General features: G+C 65.6%; 24 protein-coding genes and 1 riboswitch. Of the genes, 10 read left to right on the top strand and 14 right to left on the bottom strand.

Annotated features, from left to right (window positions below; genetic code table 11):
* Positions 1-4: 4 nt before the first annotated feature.
* A complete protein-coding gene (locus tag IH615_RS01800) occupies positions 5-943 on the bottom strand; it encodes a BadF/BadG/BcrA/BcrD ATPase family protein (protein WP_291359346.1) in 939 nt (312 codons plus the stop codon).
* Between the two features lie 216 nt (positions 944-1159).
* Between IH615_RS01800 and cobU the strand changes: the two genes are divergently transcribed.
* Entirely contained in the window at positions 1160-1714 is a 555-nt protein-coding gene (cobU, locus tag IH615_RS01795; protein WP_291359344.1) for a bifunctional adenosylcobinamide kinase/adenosylcobinamide-phosphate guanylyltransferase, read from the top strand.
* Between the two features lie 156 nt (positions 1715-1870).
* Here the strand turns inward: cobU and cbiB are convergent, their stop codons facing one another.
* From cbiB to cobA, 4 genes are all read right to left on the bottom strand, one after another.
* On the bottom strand, positions 1871-2833 hold the full coding sequence (gene cbiB / locus IH615_RS01790; RefSeq protein WP_291359342.1) for an adenosylcobinamide-phosphate synthase CbiB: 963 nt from the start codon (positions 2831-2833) through the stop codon (positions 1871-1873).
* Between the two features lie 130 nt (positions 2834-2963).
* Positions 2964-4412, bottom strand: a complete 1449-nt coding sequence (locus IH615_RS01785; RefSeq protein ID WP_291359341.1) for a cobyric acid synthase — start codon at positions 4410-4412, stop codon at positions 2964-2966.
* 8 nt (positions 4413-4420) lie between these two features.
* Positions 4421-5716, bottom strand: a complete 1296-nt coding sequence (locus IH615_RS01780; protein ID WP_291359339.1) for a cobyrinate a,c-diamide synthase — start codon at positions 5714-5716, stop codon at positions 4421-4423.
* Complete coding sequence (gene cobA / locus IH615_RS01775; RefSeq protein ID WP_291359453.1) at positions 5703-6470, bottom strand: uroporphyrinogen-III C-methyltransferase; 768 nt, start codon at positions 6468-6470, stop codon at positions 5703-5705. Before cobA ends, IH615_RS01780 begins: the two co-directional genes overlap by 14 nt.
* Positions 6471-6753: 283 nt before the next feature.
* On the opposite strand from cobA, the gene IH615_RS01770 reads away from it, so the two are divergent.
* Positions 6754-7482, top strand: coding sequence for a cobalt-precorrin-6A reductase (locus tag IH615_RS01770; protein WP_291359337.1), 729 nt, complete (start codon positions 6754-6756; stop codon positions 7480-7482).
* Here the strand turns inward: IH615_RS01770 and IH615_RS01765 are convergent.
* Positions 7416-7847 carry a cobalamin biosynthesis protein gene (locus IH615_RS01765; RefSeq protein WP_291359336.1) on the bottom strand — a complete coding sequence of 144 codons (432 nt, stop codon included), beginning with the start codon at positions 7845-7847 and terminating at the stop codon, positions 7416-7418. The genes IH615_RS01770 and IH615_RS01765 overlap by 67 nt on opposite strands.
* 279 nt (positions 7848-8126) lie before the next feature.
* Between IH615_RS01765 and IH615_RS01760 the strand changes: the two genes are divergently transcribed.
* The 3 genes from IH615_RS01760 (at position 8127) to IH615_RS01750 (ending at position 9840) form a co-directional block, all read left to right on the top strand.
* Positions 8127-9026: a cation diffusion facilitator family transporter gene (locus IH615_RS01760; RefSeq protein WP_291359335.1), complete on the top strand. Its 900-nt coding sequence runs from the start codon at positions 8127-8129 to the stop codon at positions 9024-9026.
* A gap of 89 nt (positions 9027-9115) precedes the next feature.
* Complete coding sequence (locus IH615_RS01755; RefSeq protein ID WP_291359333.1) at positions 9116-9289, top strand: hypothetical protein; 174 nt, start codon at positions 9116-9118, stop codon at positions 9287-9289.
* A gap of 83 nt (positions 9290-9372) precedes the next feature.
* The gene (locus IH615_RS01750; protein ID WP_291359331.1) at positions 9373-9840 is read left to right on the top strand and encodes a hypothetical protein; all 468 of its coding nucleotides are present in this window, start codon (positions 9373-9375) and stop codon (positions 9838-9840) included.
* Between the two features lie 172 nt (positions 9841-10012).
* On the opposite strand, the gene cobO is transcribed toward IH615_RS01750, so the two are convergent.
* From cobO to IH615_RS01720, 6 genes are all read right to left on the bottom strand, one after another.
* Positions 10013-10654 carry a cob(I)yrinic acid a,c-diamide adenosyltransferase gene (cobO, locus tag IH615_RS01745; protein ID WP_291359330.1) on the bottom strand — a complete coding sequence of 214 codons (642 nt, stop codon included), beginning with the start codon at positions 10652-10654 and terminating at the stop codon, positions 10013-10015.
* Positions 10651-14568, bottom strand: coding sequence for a cobaltochelatase subunit CobN (gene cobN / locus IH615_RS01740; RefSeq protein WP_291359329.1), 3918 nt, complete (start codon positions 14566-14568; stop codon positions 10651-10653). Before cobN ends, cobO begins: the two co-directional genes overlap by 4 nt.
* A 6-nt stretch (positions 14569-14574) precedes the next feature.
* Entirely contained in the window at positions 14575-15630 is a 1056-nt protein-coding gene (gene cobW / locus IH615_RS01735) for a cobalamin biosynthesis protein CobW (protein WP_291359328.1), read from the bottom strand.
* Positions 15627-16397 carry a CbtA family protein gene (locus IH615_RS01730; RefSeq protein WP_291359327.1) on the bottom strand — a complete coding sequence of 257 codons (771 nt, stop codon included), beginning with the start codon at positions 16395-16397 and terminating at the stop codon, positions 15627-15629. Before IH615_RS01730 ends, cobW begins: the two co-directional genes overlap by 4 nt.
* Before the next feature lie 25 nt (positions 16398-16422).
* Complete coding sequence (locus IH615_RS01725; protein ID WP_291359326.1) at positions 16423-16608, bottom strand: CbtB domain-containing protein; 186 nt, start codon at positions 16606-16608, stop codon at positions 16423-16425.
* 96 nt (positions 16609-16704) lie between these two features.
* Positions 16705-16900, bottom strand: a riboswitch (cobalamin riboswitch).
* Between the two features lie 80 nt (positions 16901-16980).
* A complete protein-coding gene (locus IH615_RS01720) occupies positions 16981-17580 on the bottom strand; it encodes a hypothetical protein (RefSeq protein WP_291359324.1) in 600 nt (199 codons plus the stop codon).
* 94 nt (positions 17581-17674) lie between these two features.
* Here IH615_RS01720 and IH615_RS01715 point away from each other — a divergent pair, with 94 nt between their 5' ends.
* Entirely contained in the window at positions 17675-17929 is a 255-nt protein-coding gene (locus IH615_RS01715; RefSeq protein WP_291359322.1) for a DUF2164 domain-containing protein, read from the top strand.
* Positions 17930-18018: 89 nt separating this feature from the next.
* Complete coding sequence (locus tag IH615_RS01710; protein WP_291359321.1) at positions 18019-18375, top strand: DMT family protein; 357 nt, start codon at positions 18019-18021, stop codon at positions 18373-18375.
* 118 nt (positions 18376-18493) lie between these two features.
* On the opposite strand, the gene IH615_RS01705 is transcribed toward IH615_RS01710, so the two are convergent.
* On the bottom strand, positions 18494-19441 hold the full coding sequence (locus IH615_RS01705; RefSeq protein WP_291359319.1) for a zinc ABC transporter substrate-binding protein: 948 nt from the start codon (positions 19439-19441) through the stop codon (positions 18494-18496).
* Between the two features lie 159 nt (positions 19442-19600).
* Between IH615_RS01705 and znuC the strand changes: the two genes are divergently transcribed.
* From znuC to IH615_RS01690, 3 genes are read left to right on the top strand one after another with little or no spacing between them, the layout of a single operon-like run.
* Entirely contained in the window at positions 19601-20428 is an 828-nt protein-coding gene (znuC, locus tag IH615_RS01700; protein WP_291359317.1) for a zinc ABC transporter ATP-binding protein ZnuC, read from the top strand.
* Positions 20418-21236, top strand: a complete 819-nt coding sequence (locus IH615_RS01695; protein WP_291359452.1) for a metal ABC transporter permease — start codon at positions 20418-20420, stop codon at positions 21234-21236. Before znuC ends, IH615_RS01695 begins: the two co-directional genes overlap by 11 nt.
* A complete protein-coding gene (locus IH615_RS01690) occupies positions 21226-21639 on the top strand; it encodes a Fur family transcriptional regulator (protein WP_291359316.1) in 414 nt (137 codons plus the stop codon). Before IH615_RS01695 ends, IH615_RS01690 begins: the two co-directional genes overlap by 11 nt.
* 31 nt (positions 21640-21670) lie before the next feature.
* On the opposite strand, the gene rsmD is transcribed toward IH615_RS01690, so the two are convergent.
* Positions 21671-22234: a 16S rRNA (guanine(966)-N(2))-methyltransferase RsmD gene (gene rsmD / locus IH615_RS01685; RefSeq protein WP_291359314.1), complete on the bottom strand. Its 564-nt coding sequence runs from the start codon at positions 22232-22234 to the stop codon at positions 21671-21673.
* Between the last annotated feature and the right edge of the window lie 123 nt (positions 22235-22357).

Below are 22357 nucleotides of genomic sequence, written 5' to 3'. Positions count from 1 at the left end.
AGGTTCAGGCGGAAAAATTCTGCTTGGCGAGGATGACGGCACCATGCAGCGGTTCGAACTTGGGTAGGGCGACGAAGGCGCCATAGCGCTGCTCAAGGATGGGGAACAGGCGCTGGCCGAAACCGCCGACAATGGCCATGACCTGCGCACCGTGACCCTTGAACCAGCGCACATAGGTGTCGATGTAGCCGAGCTGGATATCCATCATCCTGGCGGCGACCGGATCGCCCTTGTCGAAATGCTCGATGAACAGCGGCATCAGCTTGCCATATTCGGCCGGGGCGCGGCCGATCAGGGCATCGTCGCAGCCCTCGGTGCCGTCGCGGCTGATGATCTTGAGGTCCATGGCGGTGGCGAAGGACCAGGTCATGGCAGCCTGGTTGTCGCCACCCAGATGCGCGATCACCGCGCGGGTCAAAGGCGACGCCTCGACCAGACCATCTTCGGCTTCGACCGAATAGCGGGCCAGTTCGCGGCCCAGAATGGCGCCGCTCATCTGGTCGCCGATCTGGAACCCCCAGCCGCCCGCCTGATAGCGCTTGCCATTGACGATGGACATGGCGGCAGAACCGGTGCCGACGATGATGACGCCACCTTCACCGCCGCCCAGCGCACCGGCATGGGCGATGTCGATATCGTCATAGACCTTGACGCCGGCAAAGGGCCAGGGACGGGCCGCGAACTCGGCGCGGGCCGTATCCATGCGGCCGCCGGCCATGCCGAAGCAGGCATAGGTATTGGCGGTTTCGGCATAATCGAGCCCGGCGGCCTGGAACACGTCGCGGGTGCCGTCGCTGATGGCGCGGAATGCCGGTTCGCCGTCGTCGATCTGCAGGTTGGAGCGGCCGTTCTTGACTTCGGCGAGCGTCACGAGATTCTCGTCGGCCAGGCGTACGCGGCAATTGGTGCCGCCGCCATCAACGCCAAGATAATAGCTGGGCACGCGGGGATTCTCCATTAGTCTGGAGGGATTCTAGGGTGTCGTTTCGGCGCGGACCATAATGCGAAAGCTGCTAAGACGAAAGTAGAATAAGCCACAAAAAACGCCCGCCAAGCGCGCCATATGCATGGCTCGCGTGCATGGGCGGCGCAACCGGTTCGGGCCTCACGCCTTTTGCTGGGATAGCCGCGGCGGCGGACGGTTAGGGAGAGCATCGCGATGACACGACATGTGCTGGTTCTGGGCGGCGCCCGATCGGGCAAGACGGCCTTTGCCGAACAGCTGGCGATCCGTAGCGGCAGCCGGCCGGCTTACCTGGCCACCGCCGAAGCGCTCGACGCGGAAATGCGCGACCGGGTGGAGAGCCACAAGGCCGGTCGCGCCGCGCGCTTCACCACGATCGAGGAACCATTGGCTCTGTCCGACACCCTGGTGAAGGCCTCAGCCGAGCATGACGTCATCCTGGTCGATTGCCTGACGCTGTGGATCACCAACCTGCTGGTCGCCAATGACGATGTGGCCAAGGCGGTGAGCGAGCTCGGGGCGACGCTGGTGCAGCTCAAGACAAGCAAGGTGATCCTGGTCAGCAACGAGGTTGGCCTGGGCATCGTCCCCGACAATGCCATGGCGCGGACGTTCCGCGACCTGGCGGGGGCAGCGCATCAGCGCCTGGCGGAGATTTGCGACGATGTGCACTTCATCGTGGCCGGTCTGCCGATGACGCTCAAGGGCGAGGCACCGGGGCAGGTGGAGACGCGGGTGCATGAGGCTTGAGTGGCTCTTCATCACCTCTCCCCTGAGGGGAGAGGTCGCCGCGAAGCGGCGGGTGAGGGGTTCAGCAATGCGGCTCGAGGCGGGATGAAGCCCCAACTCTGAACCCCTCACCCCGCCCTCTCCCCTCAGGGGAGAGGGAGTCAAAGATCGTGGCTCTCACGCCGCCCAAACCAGCAACGCGATCACCGCGCTCACCCCCAGCAGCACATTGAGCGTGCTGCGATACAGCATCAGCGCCCGCAGGATGTCGCTGCCGACGAGTTCGGACTTGCCGTCGCCGAAGCTGGGCAGGTCGACCACTTCGCCGTCATAGCTGCGCGGGCCGCCGAGCCTGAAGCCAAGCGCCCCGGCGAAGCTGGCTTCGGGCCAGCCGGAATTGGGTGAGGCATGCTTGCGCGCGTCGCTGATAGCGATGGCCCAGGCGCTGCCAGGGCTGGCATGTTGGGTGAAGAAGCAGGCGGCGGTGATCAACACGGCGCTCAGGCGGGCGGGGATCCAGTTGACCACATCATCGAGCTTGGCCGCGGCCCAGCCATAGTCGCGGTAGCGCTCGTTCATATGCCCGATCATCGAATCGGCGGTGTTGATGGCCTTGTAGAGGGCGATGCCGGGCAGGCCGAGCAGCACCAGCCAGAACCAGGGCGCGACGACTCCGTCCGAGGTGCTTTCGGCCAGGGTCTCGATGGCGGCGCGGGAGACACCGGCTTCGTCAAGCGCCTGCGGATCGCGACCGACAATGTGGCTGACGGCCTCGCGACCGGCATCGAGCGAGGTTCGAAGGGCGGTGGCCACCGCCTCGACGGCACGGCCGAGTTCCTTTTGCGCCAGGAAGGGCGTGGCGACGAGGATTTCGAGCGCCCAGCCGAAGGGAATGCCGCGCAGCAATTGTTGGACGACCAGCGCAATGGCCAGCGTCACCACCAGCAGGACAGCGACGGTGAAGATGCCGGCCTCGCGGCGCTGGCGCGGCGTGCGCTCACGCTTGTCGACGCCCCGCTCCATAAAGGCAATGAAGCGGCCCATCCAGATGACGGGATGACCGACAAGATCGGTGAGACGCTGCGGATAACCGATCCAGCGTTCGACGAGGAGTGAGAGGGGGGCGATGAAGGAGGTCATGGTGCCGGCTGTTTCCTTTGTTTCGCTAGCCCACCAGGTCATTCCCGCGAAGGCGGGAATCCCTGTTTCTTTCTTTCGTGCTCTTCCAAAACGGAGATTCCCGCCTTCGCGGGAATGACCCGGTGATTGCCTACCGCGCCAGCCTCAACAGCGCATCGATGTCCAGGTGCTTTTCGAGGTGTGCGGCGAGGGCGTCAAGGGTTTGCTCGATGCTTGTCTCGTAGGCGAGGTCGGGGCTGGCGGCATTGCCGAGGAAGGCGCGGCGGAAGGCATCTGCGGCGAAGAGGCCGTGCAGGTAGGTTCCGGTCACGCGACCATCCTGGCTGATTGCCCCCTCAGGCGCACCAGCGACCTGGGCGAACGGGCGGGCGCGATCGGTGCCGTCGGTGACGCCCATATGCATGTGGTAGCCGCTGATGGCACTGCCGGAAGCGACATGGACTGCCTCTTCGACGCGGAGCTGCTTGACCGGGGTCAGCACGGTGTCGACGTCGAGCAGGCCCAGCCCTGCGCTGGTGCCGGGCGCTCCCTCGATGCCGTCGGGGTCGGCGATGGTGCGGCCCAGCATCTGGTAGCCGCCGCAGATGCCGAGGACCCGGCCCCCGGCCCGATGATGGGCCGCGATATCGACGTCCCATCCATTTTCCCTTAGCGCGGCGAGATCGCTGCGCGTGGCCTTGGAGCCGGGCAGGATGACCAGGTCGGCATCACGCGGCAGCGGCCGGCCGGGTTCGACCAGCACGACATTGACGCCCGGCTCGGCGCGCAGCGGATCGAGATCGTCGAAATTGGCGATGCGGGGCAGGTGGGGCACGGCGATGGTGAAGCCGCCTGTGCCGTTGGTGGCATAAAATTCCAGCGCCAGCACATCCTCGGCCGGTAGTTTGGCTGCATCGGCGAACCACGGCACCGGGCCGAAGCACGGGACGCCCGTGCGGTCGGCGACAAAGCGAGTGCCATCGGCAAAGAGCGCCGGATCGCCCTGGAACTTGTTGATGAGCGTGGCGCGGATAAGGGCCGCGTCGGCGGGGTCGATGACGGCGAAGGTGCCGACGACCGAGGCAATGACGCCGCCGCGATGGATATCGCCGACCAGGATCACCGGTACGCCAGCCGCCTGGGCGAAGCCGAAATTGGCCAAGTCGTTGGCGCGGAGATTGACCTCGGAGGCGCTGCCGGCGCCTTCGACGAGAACCACGTCCACATCTGCAGCAAGCTCGGAGAAAGCTTGCAGCACTTCGGGCAACAGCTTGCCGCGTTCCTGCCAATAGGCTCGCGCCGACATGGAGGCGCGACGCTGGCCGCGGACCACGACCTGCGAGCCGGTTTCCTGCTCGGGCTTGAGCAGGACCGGGTTCATCGCCGTGACCGGATCGCGGCGGGCGGCGCGGGCCTGCAGGGCCTGCGCCCGGCCGATCTCGCCACCGTCCGCGGTGACGGCGGCATTGTTGCTCATGTTCTGCGGCTTGAACGGGGCGACCGACAGGCCACGATTGGCCAAGGCGCGGCAGAGGCCGGCGACCAGCAGCGATTTGCCGACATCGGAGCCGGTGCCCATGAACATCAGTGACTTAGCCATGGCGCGTCTTATGCCGCATCGATGACATGGGCGTAAGAGCCCATGACGCGGCCGATGACGGCGCCCATCGGCGGCAGGGTCTCGCCACGGGCGTCGGTAGCGGCGAAGAGTGGCGTGAGGCGCGATTGTTTGGCCGAGGAATAGTGGAATTCGTGGCCGTTGAGATGGCCGGGCCAGGGCAGGTCGCCGGGCTGGACGAGGCGGCGATAGCCCAGGATGCGCTTGGGGCGATCGATGCGCGTGGTGATCGGCAGCAGGCCGGCCATGGCATGCCCCTGCCCGGCCTTGTCGACCAGCGTCTCCCCCAGCACCATGAAGCCCCCGCACTCGCCATAGAGCAGCGCGCCACGGTCGCGGGCGGCGAGCAGGCCGGCCTTGAAGGTGCCGGCATTGGCAAGTGTGGCGCCATGCAGTTCGGGATAGCCACCCGGCAGGAAGACCGCGTCCGCCTCGCCTTGCGGGGCTTCATCGGCCAGCGGCGAGAAGAAGCTGAGTTCGGCGCCCATGGCGCGCCAGCCATCGAGCAGGTGGGGGTAGAGGAAGGCGAAGGCGTCGTCGCGGGCGATGGCGATGCGCTGACCCAGCGGTGCCAGCGGCGCGGCAGGGGTTTCGCCCCCGGCGATCGGGGTGGCGATTGCCTGCAGGCGGGCGAGATCGACATAGCTGCCGATTGTCTCGGCGGCGGCATCCAGGAAGGTGTCGAAAGCGCCCACTTCACCGGGAAGCACGAGGCCCAGATGGCGTTCGGGCACGACCAGCGCGGCATCGCGCGGGATGGCGCCGAGGCAGGCTATGCCGGTAGCCGCCAGGGCCTCGACCAGCATGCGCTCATGCTTCATGGAGGCGACGCGGTTGAGGATGACGCCGGCAATCCGCACGCCGGGGCGCCAATTGGCGAAGCCGGCGACGAGCGGCGCCACCGACTGGCTCTGCCGCTCGGAATCGACCACCAGCACGACGGGAAGTTCGAGCAGTTCGGCCAGGTCGGCGGTGGAGCCGGTATTGTCGGCCGCGCCGTCAAAGAGGCCCATGACGCCCTCGACCAGCAACAGGTCGGCCCCCGTCGACTGCATGGCGGCGAGGGCCTTGAGCCGGGCCGGGCTCATGGCCCAGGGGTCGAGGTTCACCGCCTCGCGCAGAGCGGCGCGGCCGAGAAAGGCCGGATCGATATAGTCGGGGCCGGTCTTGGCGGGGGCAACGACGATGCCCCGGCGGCGCAGGGCGGCCAGCAGGCCGAGCGTGATGACCGTCTTGCCCGAGCCGGAACGCGGCGCGGCGATGACGAGGCCCCTAGCCAAAGACATGCCGGCGCGCCTCCCCCACATACCAGTCGAGGGACTGGCGATAGGCGCTGACGGGGCCGAGGACGACGATGGCGGGCGTGGGCACGCCGGTCAACAGATGCGCATCGGCGAGCGTCGTCTCGATGATCGATTGATGCGGCGTCGCGGCATGGGACACGATGGCGACGCGATCGGCGCCATCGCGGCCGGCGTCCAGCAGCTTTTGCGTGATCGAGCCGAGGTGCTTGACGGCCATGAACATGACGATGACCGGCGCGGCCTTGGCCACGGCGGGCCAATCGACGCTGCCGGGCACGGCGCCGCTTTCATCGTGGCCGGTCAGAAAGATCACGGCGTGGTTGGTGTCGCGATGGGTCACCGGAATACCGGCATAGGCCAGGCCTCCCAAGCCCGACGAAATGCCGGGCACGATGCGGAACGCAATGCCCGCGCGCGTCAGGGCACCGGCCTCTTCGCCGCCGCGACCGAACATGAAGGGGTCGCCGCCCTTGAGGCGCAGGACCCGCTTGCCTGATCGAGCAAGCTCGATCAGTTGCAGGGAAATATCGGACTGCTTGGGCGATGGCTTGCCACCGCGCTTGCCGGCGAACAGCCTCTGGGTGCGTCTGGGCGCCATGGCGAGCAGCTCGGACGAGACCAGCGCATCATGCACGATGACATCGGCTTGCCCAAGGGCATGATAGGCCAGCAAGGAGACCAGGCCCGGGCCGCCCGGACCGGCGCCGACCAACCAGACGGTGCCCGGCTCGAGCATGGGAAAATCGGCCCGGTCGAGCGCGGCGAAATGGCCTTGGCGGGCGGGGCGGCGGATCCAGTCAAACATGGGGGCACCATCTTGTGCCAGGAGTGGAGCGGCAACTCCCCCTCGACGGGGGAGGTTGGGAGGGGGTGGCGATTGGCCCGCATATCCGGGCTAAACACCCCCCACCCCTGATTCCTCCCCGCGAGGGGGAGGGTGTCGACCGATACATTGGCGCGCCTGCTTGAGCATAGGGGCGGGAATATGCACATTGGGCTTGAGGAGAGGCGCAGCACCAATGAAAATCCTGATCCTGGGCGGCACGGCCGAAGCGCGCGAATTGGCGAACCGGCTGGTGGCCATGGGCCATGACGTGACCACGTCGCTGGCCGGGCGCACGCAGGACCCCAAGCTGCCCGAGGGCAAGCTGCGCATGGGCAAGTTTGGCGGCATACCCGGGCTGGCGGCCTATCTGCGGGTGGTCGGCATCGAGCGGCTGGTGGATGCCACCCACCCCTATGCGGGGCTGATTTCTATCAATGCCGTGGCGGCCGCGCAGCAGGCCGGCATTCCGCTGGTGCGCTATATGCGGCCGGCCTGGGAGCAGCAGCTGGGCGCCGAATGGATCACGGTGGAGACCGCTGCCGAAGCCGCCGCGGCCCTGCCGCCCAATGCCGATGTGCTGCTGACCACCGGGCATACCGGGCTCGAGCAGTTTCTCGAGCGCGACGACTGCCAGTTCGTGGTGCGCACCATCGAGGCGCCGGCCATGGAGCTGCCGCGGCACGCGACCCTGCTGCAGACGCGGCCGCCTTATGATGTGAACGACGAGATGGCGCTGATGGAGCGCGAGGAGATCACTCATCTGGTCACCAAGAATTCGGGTGGCGGGCAGACGGCGGCCAAGCTGGAAGCAGCCCAGCGCCTGGGGGTCAAGGTCATCATGATCGCGCGGCCGGTCTATGGTCCGGCCAACGAGGTGGCCAGCGTCGACGCGGCCATCGCCGCGCTGGGGCTTTCGGGCTGACCGAAGGCGGAAAGGACGAAGCCGGCGCGGCAGGCCGCGATCGCACAGGTGGCGTAGCGCGACTTGCGCTTGCCCAGCAGCAGCGGGCCGGCGGCAGCGGCAACGGCCTCACAGGTGCCCGATATGCCCTGGGCCAGTTCGTCATCGGCCAGGAAGCGCAGGGGCACTTCATAATGCCCAGCGGCCTGGGCCAGCGCCATGCTGCCGCGCTTGCGGACATGCGTGGCGAATGCCGAAATGCTGGCGGAATCACGATCGATCTCGGCGAGGCAGGCGGCAATGAGCGCGACGACCTCGGTGGCGCTGGCGGCTGATGAGCAGCCGAGCCCGATGATCAATGGAGGGTGGCCGGGGATCGTCGTCATCTGTCGCCTCTCGAACAAGAGGCAGGTTCGCCTAGACCGTTGCAGCCCGGACTTGGTCCCCTGTTTGGGTCGACCGCACCGAAATCTGTTTCAGTTCCGTCGTGGGAACTCTGCGTGATTCCGTTCTAGGCGGGCGGAAGCGCGTGGTCAATCAATGGCTTGCCGCCGAAGACGCGCAGATCGGAATGCTTCTGAAAATGATTTGCATATTCAAGGACTTGCTGTCGACAAAATGAGGGGCTATGGCCTCCCGTATCAATCCCCATCGAAAGACGCGCCGTGAGCACTGCCGCCAACAGGACGCTGGCCATCGCCGCATCCAGCCTGCTTATCGGGCTTGTCGTGCTGGGGCTCAAATTCCTGGCCTGGTATGTCACCGGGTCGATCGCGCTCTATTCGGATGCGCTGGAATCGATCGTCAATGTGGTGACCGCCATCGTGGCGCTGATCGCGGTGCGGCTGGCGCAGAAGCCGGCCGATGCCGCCCTGCCCTATGGCTACCACAAGGCCGAGTATTTCTCGGCCGTGATCGTGGGCGTGATGATCATCGTCGCCGCCATCCTGATCGCGCGTGAAGCGGTGCTCGGCGCCATGGCGCCACAACTGCCCGAGGCCCCGATGCAGGGGCTGGCCATCAGCGGCGTGGCCACCGTGATCAACGTGATCTGGGCCATGGTGCTGATCCGGCATGGAGGCAGGGTGCGATCGCCCGCGCTTGAGGCAGATGGCCGGCATCTGCTGACCGATGTGGTATCCAGCCTGGGCGTGCTGGCAGGCCTGGCCCTGGTGTTGCTGACCGGCTGGGCGGTGCTCGACGCAATCCTGGCGGGGCTGGTGGCGCTCAACATCCTGTGGTCGGGCTGGGGCGTCATCCGGCAGAGCATTGGCGGGCTGATGGATGTGGCGGTACAGCCCGAGACGCAGAAGGTGATCCGCGAGATCATCGCCACCAATGCCGACGGCGCCATCGAGGCCCATGACATCCGCACAAGGCAGGCGGGGCGAATGACCTTTATCGATTTCCACCTGGTGGTGCCTGGCGCGATGAGCGTGGATGCGGCGCATGCCATCTGCGACCGGATCGAGGCCAGGCTGCGCGAGACTGTCAAGGATGCGCTGATCACCATCCATGTCGAACCAGAGGAAAAGGCCAAACATTCCGGCATTGTGGTGGTGTAACTGAGCGGTGCGTAACCCCAGGGCGGCGATTTCGAATCTCGGCAACTCGCATAGGGTTTGATCGTCAACCTTGGAGGAGGAGGATTATCTTGAACCTGTCTGCGCCGACCCAACTGATGTTCATCATCTCTGTCGTGCTCGCCGTCATCGCGCTTGTCGGCTACTTCGTGCCGACCGTGGCGATCATCGGTGTCTATGCGTTCTGGATCATGACGGCAGCATTCGTCGTGCTGGCCGCCGGCGTGCTGTTCCGCGGCACCTGAGCCTTCCTGCGTCACGGGACCGGCCGAAGCGTCTTGGCCGGTCCGCTCTTGCGGCGCCGCAGCCGTGACGGCACACTGGCGCCATGCGCACCGCTTTCCTCATCCTCTTCGCCCTCCTGACCACTCCTGCATTGGCGCAGGGCTGGCAGACGTATGACAATGCCCGCTTCGGCTATTCGATCGACATTCCGCCCGCCTTTTCCGGCCAGGGTGAGAGCGACAATGGCGACGGCCAGGCGTTTGCCGCCGAGGGCAAGCCGATCGACCTCCTGGTCTGGGGCGGATATGCGCTGGAGGGCTTCGACGCCGAAATCGCCCAACGCATGGTCTGGGATACAGAGGAAGCCTGGAACATCACCTACCAGGCAACTACGCCGCGCTGGGCCAGCTGGTCGGCCATCAAGGGCTTCCGCATTGTCTACCAGCGCATGGTGCTGCTCTGCGACGGCAGCAGCTACGCCGCGTTCCGCGCGGAATATTCGGTGACCGACAGCGCGGAGATGGACCCGGTGATCGAGCGGCTGGTGCGGTCGCTGCGGGGGAATTGTTAGCGACAACTCCTCACCTCTCCCTTTGGGGGAGAGGTCGACCCGACTTCGGATCGGGTGAGGGGGCCTTCCCCAATCACCTAACCCAGAAAAGGCCCCCTCACCCGGCGCTACGCGCCGACCCCGGATCAAGTCCGGGGCAGGCTCTCTACCCCCGAAGGGAGAGGTGAAAAACCTAAAACTCGATGCCCTTCTGCGCTTTCACGCCTGAGCGGAAGTGGTGCTTGATCTCGGTCATTTCGGTGACTAGGTCGGCGATCTCGATCAGCTCATCCTTGGCGTTGCGGCCGGTGACGATGACATGGGTGTCGACCGGCTTGTTGCGCAGGAATTCGACCACTTCCTCGATGGGCAGATAGTCATAGCGCAGCACGATATTGAGCTCGTCGAGCAGCACCAGCTTGTAGCTGGGGTCTGATATGAGGGCCTTGGCCTGGTCCCAGGCTTTGCGCGCCGCGGCGAGATCGCGCTGGCGGTCGGCAACGTCCCAGGTGAAGCCCTCGCCCATGGCGTTGATGGTGACGAGTTCGGGAAACTTCAGCAGCACATCGCGCTCGCCGGTCTCCCAGACGCCCTTGACGAACTGCACCACGCCGACCTTGAAGCCATGGCCCAGCGCGCGGAACACCATGCCGAAAGCGGCCGTCGACTTGCCCTTGCCCTTGCCGGTATGGACGATCAGCAGGCCCTTTTCCTGGGTCTTGGTCGCCAGGATCTTGTTCCGCGCCTCGCGCTTCTTTTTCATCTTTTCGGCATGATAGGCATCGCGCTCGGCTTCGCTCATCAGGTCGGTCTTCTTGGCTGGCTTGTCGGTCATTTGGATTCCTCCAGATAGGCAAAAGCGGAGTTTGAGCGGGGGGTCCACAGCCCCCGTTGGCGCGCTTCGTTGAACTTGGCGATCAGCTCGTCATAGCCGTGGCGGTTGGCCGATTTGAGCCAGTCCCTGACAGCGTCGTCCTCGACGAAGGCCTCGAAGGCGAGGTCGAAGTGATGGGTCTTGACCGCACCCGTGGTGGCGGCGAAGGCGGACATGAAATCGACCGTGGCGATGATCTCGAAGGCGCCGCGATAGCCGTGGCGCTGCATGCCCGAAATCCATTTCGGGTTCACCACGCGGCTGCGCATGACGTGGGAGATCTCCTCTTCCAGCGTGCGGATCAGCGGGCGTTCGGGGCGGGAGTGATCGTTGTGATAGGCTGATGGCTTGACGCCGGTCAGCGTCTCGGCAGCGGCGGAGAGGCCACCCTCGAACTGGTAGTAGTTGTCGCTGTCGAGCAGGTCGTGCTCGCGATTATCCTGATTGTGGATGACAGCGTCGATATCGCCGAGCCGGGCGGCGAAGCGGTCGCGCTGGGGCGTGCCGGCGTCCCGGGCGCCATAGGCATATTGGCCCCAATCGAGGGCGCGGTTGGCGAGATCGGCCTTGGTCGACCAGGCGCCGGAATCGATCAGCGCATTGAGGCCGGCGCCATAGGTGCCGGGTTTGGAGCCGAAGATGCGATGGCCGGCGGCGCTTTCGTTTTCGCCGGCCGCGATCAGCCCCAGCGCGTCGGTACGCATGGTGGCTGCAATGGGATTGTCCTCGGTCGGCTCGTCCAGCGCGCCGATGGCGCGGATGGCGCGGTCGAACAGGGCGATCTGGGCCGGGAAGGCGTCGCGGAAGAAACCCGAGATGCGCAGGGTGACGTCGACGCGCGGGCGGCCGAGTTTCGCCAGGGGAATGATCTCGTAGCCGGAAACGCGCAGCGAGCCGGGATCCCAGGTGGGTTTCGCGCCGATCAGGGCCAGGGCCTGGGCGATATCATCGCCGCCGGTGCGCATATTGGCGGTACCCCAGACCGAGAGGGCGACCGAGCGCAGGTGGTGGCCATGATCCTGCAGGTGTCGGAGAACCAGGTTTTCGGCGGATTTGCGGCCCAGTTCCCAGGCGGTGGGCGTGGGCACGGCGCGGCTGTCGAGGGAATAGAAGTTGCGCCCGGTCGGCAGCACATCGAGGCGCCCGCGCGAGGGGGCGCCTGATGGGCCGGGGCGGATGAACTTGCCATCGAGCCCATCGATGAGGGCCGCCATTTCGGCCGGGCCGGAGGCTGCGAGGCGGGGGCGGATGATGGTGGCGATGGTGGCGAGGACGGCAGAGGTGGCAGTCCAGTCGGGATCGGACGTGAGGGTGCCATCGACGAGCGCGGCGGCGATGGATTCGAGATGGTCGACCACGTCGCCGATGCTTCGGAGAATTGAGTCAGCCGAGGCCGGGAGCAAGAGTTGTGGCCCGGTCCACGGCTCGCCGAGCTTTGCTGTGAGCGGATCAAACCCAAGTTTCAGATCATCGGCCAGGGCCCGGACCAGCGATCCCTCCCCTGCCCCTTCGCCGCGCGGGACGCGGGCCAGCGCCACGATGAGATCGCGCTCCAGATCGCCTGCCGGCGATTGGCCGAAGATGTGCAGGCCATCGCGGATTTGGGCTTCCTTGAGGTCGCAGAGGAAGTTGTCGATCTTGATCAGGGCCGCCGTCTCGTCCTCGGGCAGGCCGATGTCACGATCGAGCTTGGTATCGCTGACGAAGTCGAGGATGCGGCGGCGCAGGTCGGCAAGGCGGCGGCGGTCCATGCCGGAGGCGGCATAGTATTCGTCGAGCAGGGCCTCAAGGTCCTTGAGCGGCCCATAGGTTTCGGCCCGCGTCAGCGGCGGCACGAGGTGGTCGATGATGACAGCGCCGGTGCGGCGCTTGGCCTGGGTGCCCTCACCCGGATCATTGACGATGAACGGATAAAGGTGCGGCAACTGTCCCCAGAGCGCGTCGGAATAGCTGGCTTCATCCAGCGCCGTCGCCTTGCCGGGCAGCCATTCGAGCGTGCCATGCTTGCCATTGTGAATGAGGGCATGGGCGCCGAATTCGTGACGCAGCCAGAGGTAGGCGGCGATGTAGGCATGCGGCGGGACGAGCGCCGGATCGTGGTAGCTGGCGGTCTCGTCGAGCTGATAGCCGCGGGCGGGCTGCAGCAGGATGGCGATGTTGCCTGATATGAGCGCGGGGAGGTGGAACACCTGATTAGGAATCAGGTGGTCTGCCCCAGGTCCGGTGCGAACGAAGGGGTCCGTTGCCGGACGGCCCCATCGCGCCGTCACCTCGCGTTGAATCTGCTCCGGAAGCGTCGCGAAGAGCGCGGTATACCGGCTCAGCGGGAGTGTGGCGGGAGATATGCCCCGGCTCGGATCGGCGTTGGTGGGACCCGACTGGAGGAGTGTGATGAGGTCGGCCGAAGATTTCGGGTAGGCGGAACCTGCGGAACCCCCACCCTCGGTCCCTCCCCTCAAGGGGGAGGGAGGCGCTGGGGGCGAATTCAGCGCATAGCCCGCCCTCTCCAGCTCCTGCAGCATGCGTACCGTGGACTCCGGCGCGTCGTAGCCGACGCCGTTGGCCAGGCGGCCGTCGCGGATGGGGTAGTTGGCGAGGACGATGGCCACCTTGCGTTCGGCGCGGGGCGTGGCGCGGAGGCGGGACCAGTTCTGGGCCAAGGCCACGGCGCGGGTGATGCCCGAGGCGTCGGGCGCGTAGCTGGTCAGTGGCACCTGGCAGCGCTCGTGGCAGATGGCGTCGGCCTTGTGGCCGACGATGAGGCCGCCCAGGCGCCCATCGACTTCGGGCATGACGAGGAACATGGCCATGTCCTTGGAGCTGAGCCCCTGGCTATCGGCCTCCCATTGCGCCTGCGAGCGGCCGGACTGGATGAGCTGGATGACCGGTGCGTCGCTGCCCGAGAAGGGATTGGATTTGTCCTCAAGGCCATCGATGCCGAGGGCGAAGCCGGTGAGATTGAAGATGGCGGAAGGCTGAAAGGCCGCCAGTGCGTCCTGCACGAAGCGGATGCAGGGCCCCTCCTTGAGCGAGGAAATGAGCAGCGGGACCGGGGCAAGGCCTTGCGCTTCGAGCTCGGCGATCAGCGCTTCGATGGTGGCCGTGCCTGCGCCTTCGAGGGCGGCGCGGTAAAAGAGGATGGGGATGTAGGACGCACAATTCCCCGAACTGCCGTCACCACCGGGCTCGTCCCGGTGGTCCATGGATTGCCGGGACAAGCCCGGCGATGACGATGAAGGGATAGATTTGTGCTGGGCGCGCAATCCACCCTCGTCGGTCATGCCTGTGCTGGGGTGCCAGAGACCGAAGCGGGCGAAGGGCTGGGGAGCAAGCGAAGAGAGCCGGGCCCCTTCACCCGTCGGCTGCGCCGACGACCTCTCCCCCGAAGGGAGAGGTGAAGACAGGGCATTGAACGCTGCCAGGACCGTGTCGGCATTATCGGGGCCGCCGGCGATGAAGAGGCTGTGCAGGCGCGTCCAGTCGTCGGGGTGGATAGTGGAGCGCGATTGCAGGATGGGGTCGGGATTGGCGTCGCCCGGCAGCAGCGCCAGCGGAATCCTGCGGTTGGCGCAGAGGGCCGTCAGCTCGTCGACGCCATACTGGAAATAGGCGGCGCCGCCGATAAGGCGGAGCACGACCAGGCGCGCTTGCGCGACGGTCTTTTCCAGCCAGAGATCGACCGAGAGATTGTTGGAGAGGCGCAGCGTGTTGGCGAGGCGGAGTTCATCCTCCCCTGCCCGGTCAGCGGCGCCGGCCAGCATGGCCAGTTCACTATCGGCCGAGCTGGCAAAGACCAGCGCCCCGGGGCGCTGGTTGAGATCGATGGCTTCGCCTTCCTGCTGGATGGCGCCGGCCTGGGCGGAGAGGAGGTGCATGGGCCGTCAGGCGGCGAGCGCCGCGGCCTTCTGCAGACTGGCGGTAATCGCCGCTCGGTCGAGCGGGCTTTCGCCGATCACCACCAGCGCTGTTTCGCGCGGTTCTCCGTCTTTCCACGGCCGATCGAAATAGGCGGTGACGCGGGGGCCGACGGCCTGGATGGCGAGGCGGGCGGCGGCACCGGGGATGGCGGCGAAGCCCTTGAGGCGCAGCACGTCATGGTCGCGGATGGTCTGCTCGATCACCGAGAGCAATGCGTCCTTGCTGTTCACACTGGGAATGCGCAGCGAGAAGCTGTCGAAGTCGTCATGCTCGTGGGTTTGCCCGCCATGCTCCAGCTCGTGGTGGCTGGGGCGGTTGGCAATGTCGTCTTCGCTGCCCATGCCCATGCCGAGCAGGGCCGCGATGTCGACATGGCCATTGCGGGCATGGATGACGCCGACGCCGGGGCGCAGCTCGGCACGAATATTGGCTTCAACCTTGGCGAGCATCGCGGCATCGACGAGATCGGCCTTGTTGATGATGACGAGGTCGGCGACCGAAAGCTGGTCCTCGAACAATTCGCCCAGCGGCGTTTCGTGGTCAAGCATTTCGTCCTGGCGGCGCTGGGCATCGACAGCGGCTTCGTCGCTGGCAAAGCGGCCTTCGGCCAGAGCGGAGGCGTCGGCGACAGTGACGATGCCGTCGATGGTCACCTGCGCCTTGATCTCGGGCCAGTTGAAAGCGCGGATCAGTGGCTGCGGCAAAGCCAGGCCGGAGGTCTCGATGACGATGTGATCGAACTTTTCCTGCCGGGCGAGCAGAGCCTGCATGGTGGGGATGAACTCGTCGGCCACGGTGCAGCAGATGCAGCCATTGGACAGTTCGACCATATCCTCTTCCCGGCAGGTTTCGTCGCCGCAACCAGCCAGGATATCCTTGTCGACGCCGAGATCGCCAAATTCATTGATGATCAGCGCGATGCGCTTGCCCTTGGGGGCATGCGCCAGGAGGTGCCGCACGAGGGTGGTCTTGCCGGCGCCGAGAAAGCCGGTGATGACGGTGGTCGGGATCTTGGTCATGCGACGGCTCCTGTCGGGACGGTCGCCTGGCGCGCCGCAAAAGTATCGTTGAGCTTGCCGAACAGGGTGCCCAGCAGCAGCCAGAACACCAGCGCGGTGCCCAGCGTGACGGCGGCGAATTCGGTGGCGAGGTGCGCCGGGACGGCGCTGGCTTCATCGGGCGCGACAGGTGCGCCGATGATGTGCGGGGCCACGATCAATGCGGTGGCGACGGCAAAGGCCCAGCCTGCGCGGGTCTTGGCCAGCAACAGGCAGGCGGCGCCGGTGGCGAGCGCGGTGCCCGTCCACCAGACCTGCCGGGCGACGAGATCGGCGGCCGGCATGCCGGGCAGTTCGGGCGGCAGGCCATAGGCAGGGGCCAGGGTGAAGGTGACGAAGCCGGCCATGCCCCAGAGGAGGCCATTGGCAAAGGTGATCGGGATGTTGGCGAACATCGAGACGGCGCCGATGAGCAGGGCAAAGCCGGCGGCAGCGAGTACTGTGGCGAGCGTCGTATAGGCGGTGCGCTCGAAACCATCCTGAGGCGCCCATTCCTCGGGCGCCGCCGCGGTCGTGGCAACGGCCTCGCCATGGGTGTGCACCGGCGTGCCCTCGGGATGCTCGTGCGCGGCGACGACGGCTTCGGCGCCGTGGCTATGGCCGCCTTCTCCCTCGAAGGTTTCGGCGTGGAGAATAAGCGGGGTGACGCGGAAATGCTGGAGGCCGGCCGTGATGAGGCCAGCACCAAGCGCTGCGACCAGCGCAGCGGCAAACAGATTGCGGATCATTTTGTTTTTTCTCTCGTCGCCTGCCTTAGTGGCAGGGGAAGCCCATGGCGTGGCGGGTGTCGTGGGCGCCGTTATGCAGGCGGAAATCGCCGGCAAAACCGGTGCCAACCAGCAGGGTCAGGCCGAGCATGAGCGCCAGCGAACCGGCAATGATACGCTGGGAAATCGAGAGCGACTGGAGGCCAGTCGAGGTAGTGGTCGTAGTATTCATGGCAGCACCCTCCGTGCGCGGAATAGTCTTGGGCTCTTCGCCCGGCGAGCTTGGGGGTCGCATTTCGAACCGCAAAAGTGGCAGCCACTTTTGCTGAAATACTCCCAAGGCGCTGGCAGGTCTCCTGGCTCACGGTGATAGCCAATCCCCTCGCCTTCCCGGCTTGCGCCAGTGGCATGAGAGGGAATCGCACCGCTTACAGTTGCGGGGGCAGCCACGGTTTTGCGCCCTGATGGGTACGTCGCACCGTGTTCCCTTTTCCAGCCTTCGCACAAGGCGTGATGCCTTATGCTTCAGGCTGGGTATCCCTCCAGCACAACGGCCTTTGGGAACCAACACGAGTTCAGAGTTACGCCTCCCGAGGGGTGGCGGTCAATCGCGGAAATCGGGATGGGGGTAGCCGACCGACATCGAGTTGACCTTCACCTGCATCTGCGCCAGCAGCGGATCGTCGGACGAGAGTTCCTTGTCGCCCATGGCGGGGAGCGTATCGACGCCAGGGGGAGAGGTGCCATAATCGAAGTCCAGGCTGAGCAGGCAATCCCCTGGCAGGTTGGACAGCGCGCCGGATTCAAACCCCGCGGCGCCGCCATAGTCCCAGCCGAAGCCAAGCAGCGTAAACGGCTCGCCGTTGATGATCTCGATCTCGGCCAGCGACATGCCGATGCGGACGCCACCTGGGGCGGTCATCTTGGGAGGCAGGTCTATATAGCTGGGGCTGCTCAGCCCGGCTTCGTCCCACCAGACGAACTGCAGGGTCTTTTTTGGATTGTCCGGAAACACCGTGGTCGCCAGCATTTCGCTGCCCTCTGGGCCCGGCACGATGCCGGTGACGACATTGTCGGCGCCATAGAGCTCGATCAGCCGCGCCTCGGAGCTGTCGATGGCGAAGGCGCCTTCGCAGGCGATCTCCTCGCCCAGGGACGGGCCCGCCAGGGCGAGTGCTACGAAAAAGGACGCGCGAGCAAGCATGAATTTCTCCTCGGACGGCGCAGTTTGCCCTGATGGGCCGCCGTCCGCAATCAACGACTCGCGCTATGAACGGAGCCTGAAGGGAGATTTCGCCATGAAGCCGATCAAGTTCACCAAGGAGGAAACCAAGGCCATTGTCGGGGAAATCCAGGACTATTTCCGCGAGGAACTGGACCAGCCGATCGGCGCCATACCGGCGGAGATGCTGATGATGTTCTTCGTGGACAAGATGGGCGCGTATTTCTACAACCGCGGCCTCTATGACGCCCAGGCGCTGATCCGCGAGCGCATGGACAGCCTCACCGACGACATCTTCGGGCTCGAGCAGCCGACCAAGCATTTGCGCTAGGCGAGCCCTGCACAAATCGCGCTTTCGCGTCATGGCCGATACGGCTAGATAGCGCCGCCGGGGCTGACCGGTTCGTTCAGGAGGAAGCCTTGGGCTTCAACTTTGCCACGCTGGCGCCGATCGGGCTGCTGGTCGCATCCAATCTGTTCATGACCTTTGCCTGGTATGGGCACCTCAAATTTCCCGCCACTGCCCTCTGGGTCGTGGTGCTGATCAGCTGGGGCATCGCCTTTTTCGAATACTGGCTGGCCGTGCCAGCCAACCGGATCGGCTATGGCGTCTATTCGGGCGCCGAGCTCAAGACCATCCAGGAAGTGATCTCGCTCTCGGTCTTCGTGCTGTTCGCGGTGTTCTATCTTGGCGAGAAGTTCACCTGGAACCACGGCATCGGCTTTGCCATGATCGCCCTGGGCGCCTTCTTCATCTTCAAGGGGCCGCTGAAGTAAGCTTGGTCGGTTACCCCCACTCAGCCTCCCCCTCGAGGGGGAGGAGCCGCATCAAGTATGTGGCGAAATCTCGGACCGCCACCGGGGAGGCGCAAGGGACGAGGAATCTGGAGTGAGACTAGCCCAGGCAGTCGACAAGGCTTGTGGCCAGCCCGCGCAGCAGGTCGGCATAGAGTCCCGGCCCCTCGGCCAGCGCGCCGCCTTCGGGGTCGAGCACGCCGGCCTTGGCGGGGGTGCCCTCGGTGATGGCCGAGATGACGGCCGGCTCGAAATTGGGTTCGGCGAAGACGCAGGTGGCGCCCGATGTGCCCAGCTTGGCCTTGAGTTCGTCGATGCGGGCGGCGCCGGGCACGACATCGGGCGTCACGGTCACCGAACCGACCAGCGAGAGGCCGAAGCGGGATTCGAAATACTGGTAGGCATCGTGGAAGACGATGAAGGGCCTGTCGGCAACCGGCGCCAGCATGGTGGCCAGTTCGGCCTCGAGCGCATCGAGCCGCACCAGTTCAGCCTCGGCATTGGCCTGGTAGGCGGCGGCGTTGTCAGGATCGGCATCCGCCAGCGTCGCGGCAATCTGGGTGACCATCAGCTTGGCATTTTCTGGATCGAGCCAGAAATGCATGTCGCCTTCGCCATGCTCCTCGTGCGCGGCATGCTCCTCGGGCGTTTCGCCTTCGTGGTCGCCATGCGCCTCGTCCGCATGGGCCTCGAAGGCGCCGCCTTCGCGGACGGGCAGCAGGGTAATACCGGGGGAGTCAGCCAGTTCGACAACCGTGGCATCGTTGGCCAGCGTTTCCAGCGCGTCGGCCAGGAACAGTTCCATGCCGTGGCCGGTCCAGAAGACGAGATCGGCCGATTCCAGTGCCCCCGCATCGGACGGCCGGAGGGCATAGGTGTGGGGTGAAGCGGAGCCCTTGACGATCAGTGTGGGTTCGCCCACGCCGGCCATGACGGCCGAAACCAGCGAATGCACCGGCTTGATCGAGGCAACGACATTGGGCGCGGCCATCGCTGATGTGGTGAGGAGCGCTGTCGACAGCAGGGTAATGGGGGCAAACAGCTTCATGCGGCAACCTCGACGTGATATGTTATGTTATTACACTTGCCGCGGTGTTATGCTATAACGTATTCAGTGGCGTCAAGGGTGGTTCTGGGGAAATCCCCGCCATGCCGCGCCCACCCGGACGGCCCTCAATGGGAGGGCAGAACTGGAGCCGACACAGATATGGATGCCCTGGCCCCAAAGGAAACGCTGATCACCCTGCGCAATGCCGGCGTCCGGCATGGCGCGCGGACATTGGTCAGCGGCGTGGACCTCACCATTTCGCGTGGCGAGATCGTGACGCTGATCGGGCCCAATGGCTCGGGCAAGTCGACCACGGCCAAGCTGGCGACGGGCGTGCTCAAGCCCACCATGGGCAGCGTGACGCGCAAGCCGGGGCTGCGGATCGGCTATGTGCCGCAGAAGCTCACGATCGACTGGACCCTGCCGCTGACAGTGGAGCGGTTGATGACCCTGACCGGCCGGCATGCCCAGGCGGACATAGAGGCGGCCCTCGAGGCCGTGGGCGCTAGGCGTCTGCTCAAGGCCGCCGTGCAGGAACTGTCGGGCGGGGAATTCCAGCGCGTCCTGTTCGCGCGGGCCATGATCCGCAAGCCGGACCTGCTGGTGCTCGACGAACCGGTGCAGGGCGTGGACTTCTCGGGCGAAGTGGCTCTCTACGACCTGGTCCGGCAGATCCGCGACACCACCCATAGCGGCATATTGATGATCAGCCATGACCTCCATGTCGTGATGGCCGAAACCGATACGGTGATCTGCCTCAACGGCCATGTCTGCTGCCGCGGCACGCCCTCGGCGGTCAAGCGAAGCCCCGAATATCTCAAACTGTTCGGCGAACGCGCGGCCAGTACCCTGGCCATCTATGAGCATCACCACGACCACGAGCATCATGATGACGGGTGCGTGGTGCCCGAGGGCGAGGCGCATGACCATCATCATGAGCGTGACCACGATCACCACGACCATGCGGGGCACGACCATGTTCGCTGACTACTTTTCCCGCGCCCTCATCGCCGGCATCGGCCTTGCCGTGGTCACCGGGCCGTTGGGCTGTTTCGTGGTGTGGCGGCGCATGGCCTATTTCGGCGACACCATGGCGCATTCGGCGCTGCTGGGCGTGGCGCTTTCGATCCTGCTGTCCATCAACATGACGCTCGGCGTCTTTGCCGTGGCGGCGCTGGTGGCGGGCGCGCTGATCGTGCTGCAGCGGCAGGCGACGCTGTCGATCGATGCGCTGCTGGGCATATTGAGCCACTCGACGCTGGCGGTGGGCCTGGTGCTGGTGGGGTTCTTGACCACTGTCCGCATCGACCTGATGGGTTTCCTGTTCGGGGATATCCTCGCCGTATCGGTGGAAGACATCGCCATCATCTATGGCGGGGGTGCCGCCATCCTCGCCATCCTGGTGCTGGCCTGGCGGCCGTTATTGGCGGCGACGGTGAGCCCGGAACTGGCCGAGGCCGAAGGGCTGCGGCCCGAGGCGAGCCGGCTGGTGCTGATGATCCTGATGGCATCGGTCATCGCCATTGCGATGAAGCTGGTGGGGGTCTTGCTGATCACCTCGCTGCTGATCATTCCGGCGGCGACGGCGCGGCGGCTGAGCGCGACGCCCGAGATGATGGCCGTGGTGGCCGCGATCCTGGGCGCCATCGCCGTGGTCGGGGGGCTGTTCGGATCAAGAACGTGGGATACGGCTTCGGGTCCCTCGATTGTGGTGATGGCTCTGATAGTGTTCCTTGTGTCGCTGGCGGTGCCCGTCTCGCGGCTGTTCGGCAGGAGAGTGCCCCATGGCGCATAGTCACGATGTTCCAACCGACCTGACGCGCAACCAGGGGCTGGTGCTGGGCGCGCTCAACCATTCCGAATCCCCGCTGAGCGCCTATGACATTCTCGACAAGCTGCGGGCCGATGGCCTGCGCGCGCCGCTGCAGGTCTATCGGGCGCTCGACAAGCTGGTGGAACGTGGCCTCGCGCATCGGCTTGAATCGCTCAATGCCTTCGTGGCTTGTGCCGACGAGCATTGCCACCGCAAGGGGCTGATCGCCTTCGCCATCTGCGAGGGCTGCGGCAAGGTCGATGAATTCGCCGACTCCGTCATCGAGGAGCGGCTCGGGCACTGGGCCGGCGCCAAGGGCTTCAAGGTCGAGCGGACGACGATGGAAATCCGCGGCAAATGCGAGGCGTGTGTGGCGGCGGCGTGAGCACGGGCTCGTGGAACCGGGCCGTTTCTAGTTAGCCCGCGCCCCCAAACGTCAGGAAATACACAGCCGCGGCGCCATATTCCCGGCGGTCATCCAGCGTGAATCCCGCCGGAATTTCCACCGCAGCATCGGCGCTTTCCTCGAACACGATGGTCGCATCAGGCGCTAGCCAGCCATTGGCGGCGATGTGCGCCAAGGCCTGCTCGCCCAGGCCCTTGCCATAGGGCGGATCGAGGAAGACCAGGTTGAACTGGCCGAAGGTGCCCGGCGTGCCCAGGTCGGTGGCGTCGCGGCGTAGCAGCTTGGTGATGCCCCCTGCCCCGAAGGCCTCGATATGATCGCGGATCAGACCGCGCGCTTCCGCGCCGGTATCGACGAAGGTGACGTGGCTGGCGCCGCGCGACAGGGCTTCGAGGCCCAGAGCGCCGGTGCCGGCGAAGAGATCGAGCACGCGAATGCCTGAAAATACTGGACCCAACCGGGAAGCGAGGATGTTGAACATCGATTCGCGGACGCGGTCGGCCGTCGGGCGAATGGAATCGTCCGACGGGGAATTGAGCTGCTTGCCGCGGAATTTGCCGGCGACGATGCGCATGGACGACCTCTCACATTCACGGAGCGTCACCCTCGGGCCTGACCCGAGGGCACCTCACTTGCACGCGCGCGGCTCAGTACAGAGCCCTCGGGGCAAGCCCTGATGCGACGCGCGGTGGTAGAT

It is taken from the genome of Devosia sp. (assembly GCF_014860165.1).
Lineage (GTDB): Bacteria > Pseudomonadota > Alphaproteobacteria > Rhizobiales > Devosiaceae > Devosia.
This window is presented reverse-complemented; position numbering and strand designations above follow the sequence as displayed.